The sequence below is a fragment of the Microbacterium sp. MYb64 genome, assembly GCF_002979495.1.
GTDB classification, from domain to species: Bacteria; Actinomycetota; Actinomycetes; order Actinomycetales; family Microbacteriaceae; genus Microbacterium; species Microbacterium azadirachtae_A.
Map to the genome: position 1 here is coordinate 31,466 of NZ_PCOW01000001.1, position 15,273 is coordinate 46,738.

Sequence of the window (15,273 nt, forward strand, 5' to 3'; positions counted from 1 at the left end):
GTCGCAGGGATCTGGGCCGCGGGCAGCAGAACAGACAACCGACACCTCTTCACCGAGGCCCTGCCATGTGCGGGGGTCGGCTTCCGCGGGTCGCAAGGCCCCGGGCTGACAGCAGAACAGTGGTGCGCCCCTTCGAGAGGCCTCGATCCGCAAGGATCCGGGTCAGGAGGAGGAGTGCGAAGGCGCAGAACGCGCCGTCGCGCGTCCAATGCCCCCGGATCACCCGGTCCGGGCCGGTAAGACGCTTAATGAGAGAGAGCAGACAATGGCGGGACAGAAGATCCGCATTCGCCTGAAGTCGTATGACCACGAGGTCATCGACACGTCGGCCCGCAAGATCGTCGACACCGTGACCCGTGCGGGCGCGACCGTCGTCGGCCCGGTGCCGCTTCCGACCGAGAAGAACGTCGTGTGCGTCATCCGGTCGCCCCACAAGTACAAGGACAGCCGCGAGCACTTCGAGATGCGCACCCACAAGCGTCTGATCGACATCGTCGACCCGACGCCGAAGGCCGTTGACTCGCTCATGCGTCTCGACCTTCCTGCTGACGTCAACATCGAGATCAAGCTGTAAGGGGATCACGATGGTCGACATCAACGCAAAGATTTCCAAGGGCCTGCTCGGCACCAAGCTCGGCATGACCCAGGTCTGGAACGAGAACGGCAAGCTGATCCCGGTCACCGTGATCGAGCTGGCCCCGAACGTGGTCACCCAGATCCGCACCCCCGAGAAGGACGGCTACAACGCCGTGCAGATCGCGGCCGGTCAGATCGACCCGCGCAAGGTCACGCAGCCCCTCGCCAAGCACTTCGAGGCCGCCGGGGTCACCCCGCGTCGCCACGTCACCGAGATCCGCACCGCGGACGCCGGCGACTACGCGCTCGGCCAGGAGCTCACCGTTGACGGCACCTTCGAGGCCGGCCAGCTGGTCGACGTCGTCGGCACCAGCAAGGGCAAGGGCTTCGCCGGTGTCATGAAGCGCCACAACTTCAAGGGTGTCTCCGCTTCCCACGGTGCGCACCGCAACCACCGCAAGCCCGGTTCCATCGGTGCTTCGTCGACCCCGAGCCGTGTCTTCAAGGGCATGCGCATGGCCGGTCGTATGGGTGGCGAGCGCGTGACCGTCCTCAACCTCACGGTGCACGCCGTCGACGCCGAGAAGGGTCTGCTGCTCGTCAAGGGCGCCGTCCCCGGCGCGCGCGGCCGCATCGTCTACGTCCGCAACGCAGTGAAGGGTGCCTGAGTCCCATGGCTGACACCACTCTGACGCTCGACGTGTTCGCCGGCGGCAAGAAGACCGGTACGGTCGACGCCCCCGCCGCGATCTTCGACGCCAAGACCAACGTTCCGCTGATCCACCAGGTCGTCGTCGCGCAGCTCGCCGCGGCACGCCAGGGCACCCACTCGACCAAGCGTCGCGGTGAGGTCTCCGGTGCCGGTCGCAAGCCTTTCAAGCAGAAGGGCACGGGTAACGCCCGTCAGGGCTCCATCCGCGCGCCGCACATGACCGGTGGTGGCATCGTCCACGGCCCGAAGCCGCGCGACTACTCGCAGCGCACCCCCAAGAAGATGATCGCCGCCGCCCTCGTGGGTGCGCTGAGCGACCGCTTCCGCGGTGAGCGCCTGCACGTCGTCGAGTCCTTCGGCATCGAGGGCAAGCCGTCCACCAAGACGGCCGCCGCCTACCTGAAGGCGCTCCCGGGCAAGAACATCCTCGTGGTCATCGACCGTGAGGACGACCTCAGCGCCCTGAGCGTCCGCAATCTGGCTTCCGTGCACGTGCTGTACGCGGACCAGCTCAACGCCTACGACGTGGTCAACTCCGACGACATCGTCTTCACCAAGGCGGCCTTCGACGCGTTCGTCGCGCTGAAGTCCGGCGCAACCGAGGAGGTCTCCGCATGAGCGACAACATCCTCGCCGCGGCTGCCAACAAGGACCCGCGCGACATCATCCTGAAGCCGGTCGTCTCCGAGAAGAGCTACGGCCTGATCGACGAGGGCAAGTACACCTTCCTGGTGGACCCCCGCGCCTCCAAGACCGAGATCAAGCTCGCCATCGAGAAGATCTTCGACGTCAAGGTCGCGAGCGTCAACACGATCAACCGCGTCGGCAAGGCTCGCCGCACCCGCTTCGGCACGGGCAAGCGCAAGGACACCAAGCGCGCGATCGTGGCCCTGAAGTCGGGCACCATCGACATCTTCACGGCAGTGAACTGACCGGGGGATAAGGACAGAACATGGCTATTCGCAAGTACAAGCCCACGACCCCGGGTCGCCGCGGCTCGTCGGTGGCAGACTTCGCCGAGATCACCCGATCGACGCCGGAGAAGTCGCTGCTGCGCCCGCTGAGCAAGACCGGTGGCCGTAACAACCAGGGCCGCATCACGACCCGTCACATCGGTGGTGGCCACAAGCGCCAGTACCGCGTCATCGACTTCCGTCGCAATGACAAGGACGGCATCGACGCCAAGGTCGCTCACATCGAGTACGACCCCAACCGCACCGCGCGCATCGCGCTGCTGCACTACTTCGACGGCGAGAAGCGCTACATCATCGCGCCGAACAAGTTGAAGCAGGGCGACATCGTCGAGTCGGGTGCCGGCGCTGACATCAAGCCGGGCAACAACCTGCCGCTGAAGAACATCCCGACAGGTACCGTCATCCACGCCATCGAGCTCCGCCCCGGCGGCGGCGCGAAGATGGCCCGCTCGGCCGGCGTCTCCGTGCGTCTGGTCGCGAAGGATGGCCCCTACGCCCAGCTGCGCCTGCCCTCGGGCGAGATCCGCAACGTCGACGCGCGCTGCCGTGCGACGATCGGCGAGGTCGGCAACGCCGAGCAGTCCAACATCAACTGGGGTAAGGCCGGCCGCAAGCGCTGGTTGGGCGTTCGCCCGACCGTCCGCGGTGTCGCGATGAACCCGGTGGATCACCCGCACGGTGGTGGTGAGGGCAAGACGTCCGGTGGACGTCACCCCGTCTCCCCGTGGGGCCAGGCTGAGGGACGCACCCGTCACGCCAACAAGGAAAGCGACAAGTACATCGTGCGTCGCCGTAACGCTGGCAAGAAGCGCAAGTAGGAGTAAGAGAAGATGCCTCGCAGTCTTAAGAAGGGCCCCTTCGTCGACGAGCACCTGCTTCGCAAGGTGATCGTTCAGAACGATGCCGGTACCAAGAACGTCATCAAGACCTGGTCGCGCCGGTCGATGATCATCCCCGCCATGCTGGGACACACCATCGCCGTGCACGACGGACGCAAGCACATCCCCGTGTTCGTGTCCGAGACCATGGTCGGTCACAAGCTGGGCGAGTTCGCGCCCACCCGCACCTTCCGCGGCCACGAGAAGGACGACAAGAAGGGGCGGCGCCGCTAATGGTCGAATCCGTCGCACGCGTGAAGCACATCCGCGTGACCCCGCAGAAGGCTCGTCGTGTCGTCGCCCTCATCAAGGGCAAGCAGGCGCAGGAAGCCCTCGCCATCCTGAAGTTCGCGCAGCAGAGCGCCTCCGAGCCGATCTACAAGCTCGTGCACTCCGCGATGGCCAACGCTCAGGTGAAGGCCGATCGTGATGGCGAGTTCCTCGATGAGCAGGATCTCTACATCAAGAACGCCTTCGTGGACGAGGGGACGACGCTCAAGCGTTTCCAGCCCCGCGCCCAGGGTCGCGCGTTCCAGATCAAGAAGCGCACGAGCCACATCACGGTCGTGCTGGCCACCCCTGAGGTCGCCAAGAACGAGAAGGCGAGCAAGTAATGGGACAGAAGGTAAACCCGTACGGCTTCCGCCTCGGCATCACCACGGACCACGTGTCCCGGTGGTTCTCTGACTCGACCAAGCCGGGTCAGCGCTACGCCGACTACGTCGCCGAGGACATCAAGATCCGCAAGCTCCTGCAGACGCAGCTCGACCGCGCAGGCGTGAGCAACATCGAGATCGAGCGCACCCGCGACCGCGTGCGTGTGGACATCCACACCGCTCGTCCGGGCATCGTCATCGGCCGCCGCGGCGCCGAGGCCGAGCGCATCCGCGGTGACCTCGAGAAGCTCACCGGCAAGCAGATCCAGCTGAACATCCTCGAGGTCAAGAACCCCGAGGCCGACGCTCAGCTGGTCGCCCAGGGCATCGCCGAGCAGCTCTCTGCTCGTGTCGCCTTCCGTCGCGCCATGCGCAAGGGCCTCCAGGGTGCCCAGCGCGCGGGTGCGAAGGGCATCCGGATCCAGGTCTCGGGCCGCCTCGGCGGCGCGGAGATGAGCCGGTCGGAGTTCTACCGCGAGGGTCGTGTGCCGCTGCACACGCTGCGCGCGAACATCGACTACGGCTTCTACGAGGCCAAGACCACCTTCGGCCGCATCGGCGTGAAGGTCTGGATCTACAAGGGCGACCTCACCAACAAGGAGCTTGCTCGCGAGCAGGCCAACGCACCGAAGTCCCGTCGTGACGACCGTGGTGGCGACCGCCGCCGTGGCCCGCGCAGCGAGGCTCCCGTCGCAGAAGGAGCGTCTGCCTGATGCTTATCCCTCGTAAGGTCAAGTACCGCAAGCAGCATCACCCCAAGCGTGATGGTGCTGCGACCGGCGGCACGAAGGTCTCCTTCGGCGAGTTCGGCATCCAGGCCCTCACCCCCGCTTATGTGACCAACCGTCAGATCGAGTCCGCTCGTATCGCGATGACCCGTCACATCAAGCGTGGTGGAAAGGTGTGGATCAACATCTACCCCGACCGTCCGCTCACGAAGAAGCCTGCCGAGACCCGCATGGGTTCCGGTAAGGGTTCCCCCGAGTGGTGGGTCGCCAACGTCAAGCCGGGTCGCGTCCTGTTCGAGGTCGCGGGCGTCAGCGAGGAACTTGCTCGTGAGGCCCTGACCCGTGCCATTCACAAGCTGCCGCTCAAGGCACGCATCATCAAGCGCGAGGAGGGCGACGCGTAATGGCGATCGGCACCAAGGAGCTCGGTGTGACCGAGCTCGACACGTTCGAAGACCAGCGCCTCGTCGAGGAGCTGCGCAAGGCCAAGGAGGAGCTGTTCAACCTCCGTTTCCAGTCGGCCACCGGCCAGCTGGAGAGCCACGGCCGCATCCGCGCCGTCAAGCGCGACATCGCGCGCCTGTACACCGTGATCCGCGAGCGCGAGCTGGGCATCCGTGCGACGCCCGCTCCGGTCGAGGCTCCGGCCAAGAAGGCGTCCAAGGCAAAGGCGAAGAAGGCCGACGAGGCTGACGCGCCGAAGGAGGAGGCCGAGTAATGGCTGAGAAGAAGGCTGCTGCCGCTGAGGCAGAGGTCGTCTCGCACGACGTGCGTGACGCCGATGCTCGTGGCTACCGCAAGTCGCGCCGCGGCTACGTCGTCAGCGACAAGATGGACAAGACCATCGTCGTCGAGGTCGAGGACCGCGTGAAGCACCCGCTGTACGGCAAGGTCATCCGCCGTACGACGAAGGTCAAGGCGCACGACGAGAACAACGCCGCCGGCATCGGCGACCTCGTTCTCATCAACGAGACCCGCCCGCTGAGCGCCACCAAGCGCTGGCGTCTGGTGGAGATCCTGGAGAAGGCAAAGTGATCCAGACCGAGTCCCGACTCAAGGTCGCCGACAACACCGGCGCCAAGGAGCTCCTCACCATCCGCGTGCTCGGCGGCTCCAGCCGTCGCTACGCGGGCCTCGGCGACATCATCGTCGCCACGGTCAAGGACGCGATCCCCGGTGGGAACGTCAAGAAGGGCGATGTGGTCAAGGCCGTCATCGTCCGTACCAAGAAGCAGACCCGTCGTCCCGACGGCTCGTACATCAAGTTCGACGAGAACGCCGCCGTGATCCTGAAGAACGACGGGGAGCCCCGCGGCACCCGTATCTTCGGGCCGGTCGGCCGTGAGCTTCGTGACAAGAAGTTCATGAAGATCGTCTCGCTCGCCCCGGAGGTGCTGTAACTCATGGCGAACATCAAGAAGGGTGACCTGGTCCAGGTCATCTCCGGCCGCAAGCAGGAAAAGGGCGGCGACCGCGGCAAGCAGGGCAAGGTCCTCGAGATCCTCGTCGAGCAGAACCGCGTGATCGTGGAGGGCGTGAACTACGCCACCAAGCACACCCGCGTCGGCCAGACGCAGCGCGGCACGAAGACGGGCGGCATCGAGACCATCGAGGCCCCCATCCACATCTCGAACGTCGCCCTGGTCGACCCCGAGACGAAGAAGCCGACCAAGGTCGGCCACCGCGTCGAGGAGCAGGTCAAGGACGGCGTGAAGCGCACGGTCCGCGTGCGCTACGCGAAGAAGAGCGGTAAGGACCTCTGATGGCGGCTGCTGACGCCGCGGGCGCTGTCAAGGTGCAGCCCCGCCTGAAGGCGAAGTACAACAACGAGATCAAGAAGGCTCTGCAGGACGAGTTCGGCTACGAGAACGTCATGCAGATCCCCGGCCTGGTCAAGGTCGTCGTCAACACCGGTGTCGGTGAGGCGGCTCGCGACTCCAAGGTGATCGATGGTGCGGTCGACGACCTCACCAAGATCACCGGCCAGAAGCCGATCGTCACGAAGGCCCGCAAGTCCATCGCGCAGTTCAAGCTGCGCGAGGGTCAGCCCATCGGCGCGCACGTCACCCTCCGCGGTGACCGCGCCTGGGAGTTCGTGGACCGCCTCGTGAACCTCGCACTGCCCCGTATCCGCGACTTCCGCGGTCTCTCGGACAAGCAGTTCGACGGCAACGGCAACTACACCTTCGGTCTCACGGAGCAGAGCGTGTTCCACGAGATCGATCAGGACCGGATCGACCGCGTCCGCGGTTTCGACATCACTGTCGTGACCACGGCGAAGAACGACGACGAGGGTCGCGCCCTGCTGCGCCACCTCGGCTTCCCGTTCAAGTCGTCCGACGCGCAGGCGTAAGACGACGTTCTGAAGGCCGGATCCCTGGGTTCTCCTCGGGATCCGGTCTTCGGGCCGTTTCGACTCCGCGGCTCCGCCGCCTCGCTCAACGACCGTTCCGCGGTCTGCGCGGCAGTCCGCGGTGACGTACAATTGAAAATTGCGTGCTCATCGCAGGCCGTCTGCCGTGTAACGGCAGCCGGAACCTCATGAACGAAAGAAGACAACTATGACGATGACAGACCCGGTCGCAGATCTGCTGACCCGTCTGCGCAACGCGAACTCGGCGCATCACGACTCCGTGACCCTGCCGTCGAGCAAGCTGAAGACCCACATCGCTGAGATCCTCCAGCAGGAGGGCTACATCTCCGGCTGGGAGGTCACTGACGCCCGCGTCGGCACCAACCTCACCATCTCGCTGAAGTACGGCCCGAACCGCGAGCGGTCGATCGCCGGCATCAAGCGCGTCTCCAAGCCCGGCCTCCGCGTGTACGCGAAGTCGACCGAGCTGCCCAAGGTCCTCGGCGGCCTCGGCGTCGCGATCCTGTCCACCTCCTCGGGGCTCCTCACGGACCGCCAGGCAGAGCAGAAGGGCGTGGGCGGAGAAGTTCTCGCCTACGTGTGGTGATCTGAAATGTCGCGTATTGGACGACTTCCCATCGAGATCCCCGCGGGCGTGACCGTTTCGGTCGACGGCCGTGCGGTTTCGGTGAAGGGCCCGAAGGGCGAGCTCTCGCTCACCGTGGCCTCTCCCATCGAGGTGTCGGTCGAGGAGAACCAGGTTCTCGTCACCCGTCCGGACGACGAGCGCTCCTCGCGTTCGCTGCACGGTCTGACCCGCACGCTCATCAACAACGACATCATCGGCGTGACGCAGGGCTACTCCAAGGGCCTCGAGGTCGTCGGCACCGGTTACCGCGTGCAGCAGAAGGGCAGCTCGGTCGAGTTCGCCCTCGGCTTCTCGCACCCGGTCCTGATCGACCCGCCCGTGGGCATCACCCTGACGGTCGAGGGCAACAACAAGCTCACCGTCAGCGGCATCAGCAAGCAGGCCGTCGGCGAGGCGGCTGCGAACATCCGCAAGATCCGCAAGCCCGAGCCGTACAAGGGCAAGGGTGTGCGCTACGCCGGCGAGATCGTGCGTCGCAAGGCCGGAAAGAGTGGTAAGTAACCATGGCTATCAAGACGAAGTCCGACGCCCGCTCGCGTCGTCACGCCCGTCTTCGCAAGAAGATCCAGGGCACCGAGGCGCGTCCGCGCCTGGTCGTCACCCGTTCGGCCCGCCACGTCTTCGTGCAGCTGGTCGACGACAGCAAGGGCCGCACCGTGGCCAGCGCCTCCACCCTCGAGACCGACCTGCGCGGCTTCGACGGTGACAAGACCGCCAAGGCCCGCAAGGTCGGCGAGCTCGTCGCCGAGCGTGCGAAGGCCGCCGGCGTCTCGGAGGCTGTGTTCGACCGTGGCGGCAACCGGTACGCCGGTCGCGTCGCGGCCATCGCCGATGGCGCCCGTGAAGGGGGGCTGGCACTGTGAGTGACATCAAGGAGAACGAAGTGACCGAGACGGCTCCTGCCGCCGAGAACGCGGCCGGTTCCGAGGCCCCGCAGCGCGATGAGCGCCGCGGCGGCCGTGGTGGCCGCGACCGCGGCCAGGGCGGCCGTGACCGCAACTCCCGCGACCGTGGGGACAACCAGTTCCTCGAGCGCGTGGTGACCATCAACCGCGTGTCGAAGGTCGTCAAGGGCGGCCGTCGGTTCAGCTTCACCGCGCTCGTCGTGGTGGGTGACGGCAACGGTCTCGTGGGCGTCGGCTACGGCAAGGCCCGCGAGGTCCCGCTCGCCATCTCGAAGGGTGTCGAGGAGGCCAAGCGGAACTTCTTCCGCGTGCCGCGCTCCGCGAGCACCATCCCGCACCCGGTGCAGGGCGAGGCCGCTGCCGGCGTCGTGCTGCTCCGTCCGGCCGCTGCCGGTACCGGTGTCATCGCCGGTGGTCCGGTCCGCGCCGTGCTCGAGTGCGCCGGTATCCACGACGTGCTGTCGAAGTCGCTCGGTTCGTCGAACACGATCAACATCGTGCACGCGACGGTGGCGGCCCTGAAGCAGCTCGAGGAGCCCCGTGCGGTCGCCGCGCGTCGTGGCCTCGAGTTCGACCAGGTCGCCCCCGCGCGTCTCGTCCGCGCAGAGGCCGAGGCCATCGCTGCGCAGAAGGCAGGTGCCTGATGGCTGCGCGCCTCAAGGTCACGCAGGTCAAGTCCAAGGTGAGTGAGAAGCAGAACCAGCGCGACACGCTGCGTTCGCTCGGCCTCAAGCGGATCGGCGACTCGGTCGTCCGTCCCGACGATGCCCAGACCCGCGGTTACGTCCGCACGGTCGCTCACCTCGTCAAGGTTGAGGAGATCGACTAATGGCTGAGAAGAAGGAAGCGGCCACCAAGACCGCTGCCAAGAAGCCCGCCGCCAAGAAGGCCGAGGAGACCACGGTCTCCCGTCCCGGCGTCCTGAAGGTGCACCACCTGCGTCCGGTCCCCGGCGCCAACACCGCGAAGACCCGTGTCGGTCGCGGTGAGGGCTCCAAGGGCAAGACCGCCGGTCGCGGCACCAAGGGCACCAAGGCCCGCAACACCGTTCGCGTCGGTTTCGAGGGTGGGCAGATGCCGCTGCACATGCGCACCCCCAAGCTGCGCGGGTTCAAGAACCCGTTCCGCGTGGAGTACCAGGTCGTGAACCTGGAGAAGCTCGCCGAGCTCTACCCGGCCGGTGGCGACGTGACCGTCGCCGACCTGGTCGCCAAGGGCGCGGTTCGCAAGAACGAGAAGGTCAAGGTCCTGGGCAACGGCGACATCGCCGTGGCTCTGACCGTGTCGGTCGACAAGGTCTCCAGCTCCGCGGAGCAGAAGATCGTCGCCGCCGGCGGATCGATCAAGTAACACCCGTCGAGAGGGGCCGGAGATATCTCCGGCCCCTCTTGCGTTACCCTGGGTAATTGACTGTCCCTCGTCGGGCGTCATCCCTTTGCAGGAAGGCAAGCTTTTGTTCAGCGCCATCGCGCGGATCTTCCGCACGCCTGATCTTCGACGCAAGATCGGCTTCACGATCGCAATCATCGCGATCTACCGCCTCGGATCCACCGTGCCCGCTCCGTTCGTGAGCTTCCCGAACGTCTCAGAGTGTCTCGCGCAGAACAGCGGGACCGAGGGACTGCTCGGGCTCGTCAACCTGTTCTCCGGCGGCGCGCTGCTGAAGCTGTCGATCTTCGCCCTCGGCGTCATGCCGTACATCACGGCGTCGATCATCACGCAGCTGCTGCGCGTGGTCATCCCGCACTTCGAGGCGCTGCACAAGGAAGGCCAGGCCGGTCAGGCACGGCTCACGCAGTACACGCGCTACGTCACCATCGCGCTGGCGCTGCTGCAGTCCACGACCCTCGTCACGGTCGCCCGCACCGGCCAGCTGTTCGGGCAGACCGGCGTCGCCGCCTGCAACCAGCTGCTCACGAACGACGTGTGGTGGGCGCAGCTGCTCCTCATCATCACGCTGACGGCCGGCACGGGCCTGATCATGTGGTTCGCCGAGCTCGTCACGGAGAAGGGCATCGGCAACGGCATGTCGCTGCTGATCTTCACCTCGATCGCCGCGACGTTCCCCGGCGCCATGTGGGCCATCTGGCAGACGAAGGGCTTCGAGGTCTTCCTGCTCGTCCTGCTCGTCGGCATCATCGTGATGACGCTGGTCGTCTTCATCGAGCAGTCGCAGCGCCGCATCCCGGTGCAGTACGCGAAGCGCATGGTCGGTCGCCGCACGTACGGCGGCACCAACACCTACATCCCGATCAAGGTCAACATGGCGGGCGTGATCCCGGTCATCTTCGCCTCGTCGCTGCTGTACATCCCGATGCTCGTCGCGCAGTTCAACATCCCGCAGGACGGCAAGACGCCGCCCGCATGGGCGACCTGGATCATGACGTACTTCGTCAAGGGCGACCACCCGATCTACATGATCACGTACTTCCTGCTGATCATCGGCTTCACCTACTTCTACGTCGCGATCACGTTCAACCCGACCGAGGTCGCGGACAACATGAAGAAGTACGGCGGATTCATCCCGGGCATCCGCGCCGGACGCCCCACGGCCGAGTACCTCGACTACGTGCTCACCCGCATCACGCTGCCCGGATCCCTCTACCTCGGTCTCATCGCGCTGATCCCGTTGATCGCACTGGCCACGGTCGGGGCGAACCAGAACTTCCCGTTCGGCGGCGCGTCGATCCTGATCATCGTCGGCGTCGGCCTGGAGACGGTCAAGCAGATCGATGCACAGCTGCAGCAGCGACACTACGAAGGGCTCCTACGATGACGGCATCCGCAACCTCCACCGCACGCCTGCTGATCGTGGGCCCGCAGGGCTCAGGCAAGGGCACGCAGGGAGTGCGGGTCGCTGAAGCGTACGGTGTTCCGGTGGTCTCCACGGGTGACATCTTCCGCGCCAACATCAAGGCGGGCACGCCGCTCGGCAAGCAGGTCACGGCGATCCTCGATGCGGGAGACCTCGTGTCGGATGAGCTGACCGGCGAGCTCGTGCGCGACCGCCTGTCCCAGCCCGACGCCGAGGCCGGCTTCCTCCTGGACGGCTACCCCCGCAACGCGGCCCAGGTCGTGCACCTGGACGCGTTCCTGGCCGAGTCGGGCACCGCGCTCGACGCGGTGCTCCTGCTCGACGTGCCGCGCGAGGAGAGCATCGCCCGCCTCGAGCTGCGCGCGACCGAGCAGGGCCGCGCCGACGACACCCCCGAGGCGATCGCGCACCGTCTGGACATCTACGAGGCGCAGACCGCCCCGATCCTCGACGCCTACGGCGCGCGCGGCATCGTCGACACGATCGACGGCGTCGGCAGCCTCGACGAGATCACCGAGCGCATCTTCGCGGCGCTGGGCGCCCGCGGTCTCGTGCGCACGGCTGCGGTCTGACGTGGCGTTCCGCCGCTCCATCTACAAGAGCCGCGCCCAGCTGGGGACGATGGTCGAGCCCGGCCTGATCACGGGCGCGGCGCTCACCGCGGTGCGCGCGGCCGTGCGTCCCGGCATCACGACGGGAGAGCTCGACGCGATCGCCGAGCGCGTGATCCTGGATCGTGGCGCCGAATCGAACTTCAAGCTCGTGCGCGGCTACCGGCACACCACCTGCATCTCGGTCAACGACCAGGTCGTGCACGGGATCCCCGGATCGCGCGTACTGCAGCCCGGTGACATCGTCTCGATCGACTGCGGCGCGCAGTTCCGCGGCTGGAACGGCGACAGCGCGATCACCGTGATCGTTCCCGACGAGGCACAGGCGGAGGTCGTCGCCGCGCGACAGGCCTTGTCCGACGCGACGGAGGGATCCATGTGGGCGGGGATCGCCGCGATGGCGTCCGCGAAGCACCTGGGCGACATCAGCGCGGCCATCGAGGACCACATCCTCGGCGCGGGCCCCTCGCCCGTCTCGGGGAAGCCCTACGGGATCCTGCGCGAGTACGTCGGACACGGCATCGGCCGCAAGATGCACGAGGCGCCGAGTCTGTTCAACTACCGCACGCCCGACCGCGGCGCCGAGGTGCGCCCCGGTCTCGTGCTCGCGATCGAGCCCATGGTCACCGCGGGCTCCGACCAGACGTACGTCGAGGACGACGACTGGACCGTCTCCACCACCGACGGATCAGACGGCTCGCACTGGGAGCACAGCGTCGCCCTGCACGACGACGGCATCTGGGTGCTCACCGCCGCCGACGGGGGAGCGGCGGGCCTCGCCGCCTACGGCATCACGCCAGCCCCGATCGGGTGACGGTCCGCCCGCGCTCGTACGAGAAACCACTTCCCGCACGAGGCACCACGACTGACGTGGTGTCTCATGCAGGAAGTGGTTTTTCGCGTTCTGGTCGCACGGCACGAGGCCGGCTGCGGAGCGTAGCGAGCATTGCGGGCTGAGGCGGGCGCACGAGGGGGACGCCCGCAGCCGACAGAGCGCGCTGCAGGGGCGCGATGCGCCAGACGTCGCTCAGATCCCAGCGCGCGAACGGGTGTCCCCGGCGACGCAGACGATCCTCGCGGCGCTTCTCGTCCTTGAGGCGCGCGGCGGCCTTCGCCGCGTCTTCGAGGTCGTACTTGCGCCAGCCGTCGCTCTCGCCGATCGCGCCGACCGACGGGAAGAAGAAGTCCACACGGTCGCGCACCCCCTCGTAATGGAAGTTCTCCTGGAGCTCCGGATCCTCGAATCCGCACCACTCGATCACGGCACGGCTGACACTCTCCGTGGGCGACTCAGAGCGGCCGTCCGCCCGTTCCCAGAGCCAGCGCTGCCGCGCAGATCCGCGGGTCGTGGTCTGTGCGGCCGCGTGCTCGCGCAGCTCCGTCAGGTCCAGCGGGCCACCCTGCGTCCGGGACATCGCCGCGTCCACGACCGCCAGAGCCTCGGCGGGAGGCAGGACACGGCTGAGGTCGACGACCGTGTCGATCATCGAGGTGCACAGGAGCGAACCTCGACGAGCGACCACGCGGTCGTGCATGCTCGTGTGCACGCACACATCGCCGAAGCGCCGCGATCGACTGCGGTCCGCCTCGAAGACGTGGATGTCCCGTGTCTCGCCGAAGAGCGGAAGCCCCCAGATGACTGCCGCCGACTCCAGGCACAGCACGGCGGCGGGGTGCGCGCGGACGAAGGCGTGCACGCGCGCCGCATAGCGCTCCCAAGGGGGCAGAGTCAGATACGCGGTGCGCGGCGCGTAGATCCCCGAACGTACTCGGACATGCGCCGTGGCGGCGACGCGGATCCCCAGCATGCGGCACTCCGCGGACGTCGCGAGCGGCACAGGAGAGGTCAGCGCGGCGCGGTCGGAGAGCAGGAGCGGCATGACCGCATCCTGAGCCTCCGGAGAGACCCAGATCCTGCCTGCCTCGAAATCCGTGCAGAACCTCGGCGCGCAGGTTCACGTGCGGACCGAATGGACTCCGGCGAGAAACCAGATCCCGCGTGAGACACCGCGCGTGCCGCGATGTCTCATGCAGAATCTGGTTTCTCGCGAGACACGAGGGCCTGGGGGAGCGAATTCCCTGGCTCCCACGACCCTCAAAGGCTGGACACGGCACAATGGGGAGACATAGCTGAGCGGATCCGCCGGGCGGGTCTGGACAAGGAGACACACACATGGCCGCTGCCAAGGGCAGGACCAACGGGTTCGCCATCGGGATCACCGCCGCCGTCGTCGCCGTGCTCATCGCACTCGTCGGCGTCGTCGTCTGGCTCAACAACAAGGCGACGGATCCCGGCGCTGTGCCGAAGAGCGCGATCATCAACACCGACACCGGCGCCGTCACCACGGGCTCCGGCAAGGACAAGGTCGCCGTCTTCGTCGACTTCCAGTGCCCGATCTGCAAGACCTTCGAAGGCGAGTACGGCTCGAAGCTCCAGGCGCTTGCGAAGGAGGACAAGATCACGCTCGAGTACCACCCGATCGCGATCCTGGACCGCTTCTCGCAGGGCACGAACTACTCGTCGCGCGCGGCCGCGGCGGCCTACAGCGTCGCTCAGGAGAGCCCGGACAAGTTCCTCGACTACCTGAACCTCCTCTTCGAGAACCAGCCGACCGAGAACACGCCCGGTCTCACCGACCAGCAGTTGATCGATTACGCGAAGCAGGTCGGCGCGGACAAGGCAGAGGCGACGATCAAGGCGAACACCTTCTTCAAGTTCCCGACGGCGCAGGCCACGGCCCACAAGATCCAGGGCACGCCCACGATCGAGATCAACGGTCAGCGCCTCGACACCAGCAAGCAGAGCGACGTCGCGAAGCTGCAGGCCATCGTCGACCAGAAGTAACCACGCCGCATTTTGCGGATCCGCGGATCCGGACTACCATAGATCCTTGGTGCTTTGCGCCTTGGTCCGGCGTGTCCGGATCCGCACAGTTCCACTCCACCCACCCACCGCAGATCGACCGGTCTGCAGAAGCGTCAGCGAGGCTATGGCTAAGAAAGACGGTGTCATCGAGATCGAAGGCGTCGTGTCCGAGGCGCTGCCCAACGCGATGTTCCGCGTTGAGCTCTCCAACGGACACAAGGTCCTTGCAACGATCTCCGGAAAGATGCGGCAGAACTACATCCGTATCATCCCCGAGGATCGCGTCGTCGTGGAGCTCTCGCCCTACGACCTCACGCGCGGCCGCATCGTCTACCGCTACCGCTAGGCCGGTCGAGAAGTAACACCCCAGGCGTCCGCGCCTGCCCGGTGAAGACAGCGATAAGGAAACAACATGAAGGTCAACCCCAGCGTCAAGCCGATCTGCGACCACTGCAAGGTGATCCGCCGCCACGGCCGCGTCATGGTGATCTGCAAGAGCAACCCGCGCCACAAGCAGCGCCAGGGTTGAGCAGCGGGCTCCGGCCCGTCA

General features: G+C 66.5%; 27 protein-coding genes. 26 read left to right on the forward strand and 1 reads right to left on the reverse strand.

Going from position 1 to position 15,273, the window contains the following annotated elements; translation table 11 throughout:
* The first annotated feature begins 265 nt into the window (after positions 1-265).
* From rpsJ to map, 23 genes are all read left to right on the forward strand, one after another.
* Positions 266-574: a 30S ribosomal protein S10 gene (rpsJ, locus tag CQ044_RS00155; RefSeq protein ID WP_017201594.1), complete on the forward strand. Its 309-nt coding sequence runs from the start codon at positions 266-268 to the stop codon at positions 572-574.
* A 10-nt stretch (positions 575-584) separates the two neighbouring features.
* Positions 585-1,244 carry a 50S ribosomal protein L3 gene (gene rplC, locus CQ044_RS00160; RefSeq protein WP_105686031.1) on the forward strand — a complete coding sequence of 220 codons (660 nt, stop codon included), beginning with the start codon at positions 585-587 and terminating at the stop codon, positions 1,242-1,244.
* A 5-nt stretch (positions 1,245-1,249) separates the two neighbouring features.
* Positions 1,250-1,906 (forward strand): 50S ribosomal protein L4, encoded by a 657-nt coding sequence (rplD, locus tag CQ044_RS00165; RefSeq protein WP_105686032.1) that lies wholly within the window; start codon positions 1,250-1,252, stop codon positions 1,904-1,906.
* Entirely contained in the window at positions 1,903-2,220 is a 318-nt protein-coding gene (gene rplW, locus CQ044_RS00170) for a 50S ribosomal protein L23 (protein ID WP_045249924.1), read from the forward strand. Before rplD ends, rplW begins: the two co-directional genes overlap by 4 nt.
* A 20-nt stretch (positions 2,221-2,240) precedes the next feature.
* The gene (gene rplB / locus CQ044_RS00175) at positions 2,241-3,080 is read left to right on the forward strand and encodes a 50S ribosomal protein L2 (RefSeq protein ID WP_105686034.1); all 840 of its coding nucleotides are present in this window, start codon (positions 2,241-2,243) and stop codon (positions 3,078-3,080) included.
* Positions 3,081-3,092: 12 nt separating this feature from the next.
* Complete coding sequence (gene rpsS, locus CQ044_RS00180; protein ID WP_045271043.1) at positions 3,093-3,374, forward strand: 30S ribosomal protein S19; 282 nt, start codon at positions 3,093-3,095, stop codon at positions 3,372-3,374.
* The gene (rplV, locus tag CQ044_RS00185) at positions 3,374-3,754 is read left to right on the forward strand and encodes a 50S ribosomal protein L22 (protein ID WP_045271044.1); all 381 of its coding nucleotides are present in this window, start codon (positions 3,374-3,376) and stop codon (positions 3,752-3,754) included. Before rpsS ends, rplV begins: the two co-directional genes overlap by 1 nt.
* Positions 3,754-4,509, forward strand: a complete 756-nt coding sequence (gene rpsC, locus CQ044_RS00190; RefSeq protein ID WP_045271045.1) for a 30S ribosomal protein S3 — start codon at positions 3,754-3,756, stop codon at positions 4,507-4,509. The genes rplV and rpsC overlap by 1 nt, the downstream gene beginning before the upstream one ends.
* Entirely contained in the window at positions 4,509-4,928 is a 420-nt protein-coding gene (rplP, locus tag CQ044_RS00195; protein WP_045271046.1) for a 50S ribosomal protein L16, read from the forward strand. The genes rpsC and rplP overlap by 1 nt, the downstream gene beginning before the upstream one ends.
* The gene (gene rpmC / locus CQ044_RS00200) at positions 4,928-5,242 is read left to right on the forward strand and encodes a 50S ribosomal protein L29 (protein ID WP_045271047.1); all 315 of its coding nucleotides are present in this window, start codon (positions 4,928-4,930) and stop codon (positions 5,240-5,242) included. The genes rplP and rpmC overlap by 1 nt, the downstream gene beginning before the upstream one ends.
* A complete protein-coding gene (gene rpsQ, locus CQ044_RS00205; protein ID WP_052680074.1) occupies positions 5,242-5,559 on the forward strand; it encodes a 30S ribosomal protein S17 in 318 nt (105 codons plus the stop codon). The genes rpmC and rpsQ overlap by 1 nt, the downstream gene beginning before the upstream one ends.
* The gene (gene rplN, locus CQ044_RS00210; RefSeq protein WP_045271048.1) at positions 5,556-5,924 is read left to right on the forward strand and encodes a 50S ribosomal protein L14; all 369 of its coding nucleotides are present in this window, start codon (positions 5,556-5,558) and stop codon (positions 5,922-5,924) included. Before rpsQ ends, rplN begins: the two co-directional genes overlap by 4 nt.
* Positions 5,925-5,927: 3 nt before the next feature.
* Positions 5,928-6,287, forward strand: a complete 360-nt coding sequence (gene rplX, locus CQ044_RS00215) for a 50S ribosomal protein L24 (protein ID WP_105686035.1) — start codon at positions 5,928-5,930, stop codon at positions 6,285-6,287.
* The gene (rplE, locus tag CQ044_RS00220; RefSeq protein WP_105686037.1) at positions 6,287-6,877 is read left to right on the forward strand and encodes a 50S ribosomal protein L5; all 591 of its coding nucleotides are present in this window, start codon (positions 6,287-6,289) and stop codon (positions 6,875-6,877) included. Before rplX ends, rplE begins: the two co-directional genes overlap by 1 nt.
* A 208-nt stretch (positions 6,878-7,085) precedes the next feature.
* Complete coding sequence (gene rpsH, locus CQ044_RS00225; RefSeq protein WP_045271051.1) at positions 7,086-7,484, forward strand: 30S ribosomal protein S8; 399 nt, start codon at positions 7,086-7,088, stop codon at positions 7,482-7,484.
* Between the two features lie 6 nt (positions 7,485-7,490).
* Positions 7,491-8,027 (forward strand): 50S ribosomal protein L6, encoded by a 537-nt coding sequence (gene rplF / locus CQ044_RS00230; RefSeq protein ID WP_105686038.1) that lies wholly within the window; start codon positions 7,491-7,493, stop codon positions 8,025-8,027.
* 2 nt (positions 8,028-8,029) lie between these two features.
* Positions 8,030-8,389, forward strand: a complete 360-nt coding sequence (rplR, locus tag CQ044_RS00235; protein ID WP_045271053.1) for a 50S ribosomal protein L18 — start codon at positions 8,030-8,032, stop codon at positions 8,387-8,389.
* Positions 8,386-9,075 (forward strand): 30S ribosomal protein S5, encoded by a 690-nt coding sequence (rpsE, locus tag CQ044_RS00240; protein WP_045271054.1) that lies wholly within the window; start codon positions 8,386-8,388, stop codon positions 9,073-9,075. The genes rplR and rpsE overlap by 4 nt, the downstream gene beginning before the upstream one ends.
* Positions 9,075-9,260 (forward strand): 50S ribosomal protein L30, encoded by a 186-nt coding sequence (gene rpmD, locus CQ044_RS00245; RefSeq protein WP_018171461.1) that lies wholly within the window; start codon positions 9,075-9,077, stop codon positions 9,258-9,260. The genes rpsE and rpmD overlap by 1 nt, the downstream gene beginning before the upstream one ends.
* Positions 9,260-9,781, forward strand: coding sequence for a 50S ribosomal protein L15 (gene rplO / locus CQ044_RS00250; protein ID WP_105686040.1), 522 nt, complete (start codon positions 9,260-9,262; stop codon positions 9,779-9,781). Before rpmD ends, rplO begins: the two co-directional genes overlap by 1 nt.
* Positions 9,782-9,884: 103 nt before the next feature.
* Positions 9,885-11,207: a preprotein translocase subunit SecY gene (gene secY / locus CQ044_RS00255; protein ID WP_045271055.1), complete on the forward strand. Its 1,323-nt coding sequence runs from the start codon at positions 9,885-9,887 to the stop codon at positions 11,205-11,207.
* Positions 11,204-11,818 carry an adenylate kinase gene (locus tag CQ044_RS00260; RefSeq protein WP_105686041.1) on the forward strand — a complete coding sequence of 205 codons (615 nt, stop codon included), beginning with the start codon at positions 11,204-11,206 and terminating at the stop codon, positions 11,816-11,818. Before secY ends, CQ044_RS00260 begins: the two co-directional genes overlap by 4 nt.
* Position 11,819: 1 nt before the next feature.
* Positions 11,820-12,671, forward strand: a complete 852-nt coding sequence (gene map / locus CQ044_RS00265) for a type I methionyl aminopeptidase (protein ID WP_105686042.1) — start codon at positions 11,820-11,822, stop codon at positions 12,669-12,671.
* Between the two features lie 64 nt (positions 12,672-12,735).
* Here the strand turns inward: map and CQ044_RS00270 are convergent, their stop codons facing one another.
* Entirely contained in the window at positions 12,736-13,737 is a 1,002-nt protein-coding gene (locus CQ044_RS00270) for a hypothetical protein (protein ID WP_105686044.1), read from the reverse strand.
* A gap of 293 nt (positions 13,738-14,030) precedes the next feature.
* Between CQ044_RS00270 and CQ044_RS00275 the strand changes: the two genes are divergently transcribed.
* The 3 genes from CQ044_RS00275 to rpmJ all read left to right on the forward strand — a co-directional run bounded on the left by CQ044_RS00275 (position 14,031) and on the right by rpmJ (position 15,252).
* A complete protein-coding gene (locus tag CQ044_RS00275; RefSeq protein WP_105686045.1) occupies positions 14,031-14,702 on the forward strand; it encodes a thioredoxin domain-containing protein in 672 nt (223 codons plus the stop codon).
* A gap of 145 nt (positions 14,703-14,847) precedes the next feature.
* The gene (gene infA / locus CQ044_RS00280; protein ID WP_018171468.1) at positions 14,848-15,069 is read left to right on the forward strand and encodes a translation initiation factor IF-1; all 222 of its coding nucleotides are present in this window, start codon (positions 14,848-14,850) and stop codon (positions 15,067-15,069) included.
* A gap of 66 nt (positions 15,070-15,135) precedes the next feature.
* Complete coding sequence (rpmJ, locus tag CQ044_RS00285; RefSeq protein WP_005050492.1) at positions 15,136-15,252, forward strand: 50S ribosomal protein L36; 117 nt, start codon at positions 15,136-15,138, stop codon at positions 15,250-15,252.
* The last annotated feature ends 21 nt before the right edge of the window (positions 15,253-15,273 follow it).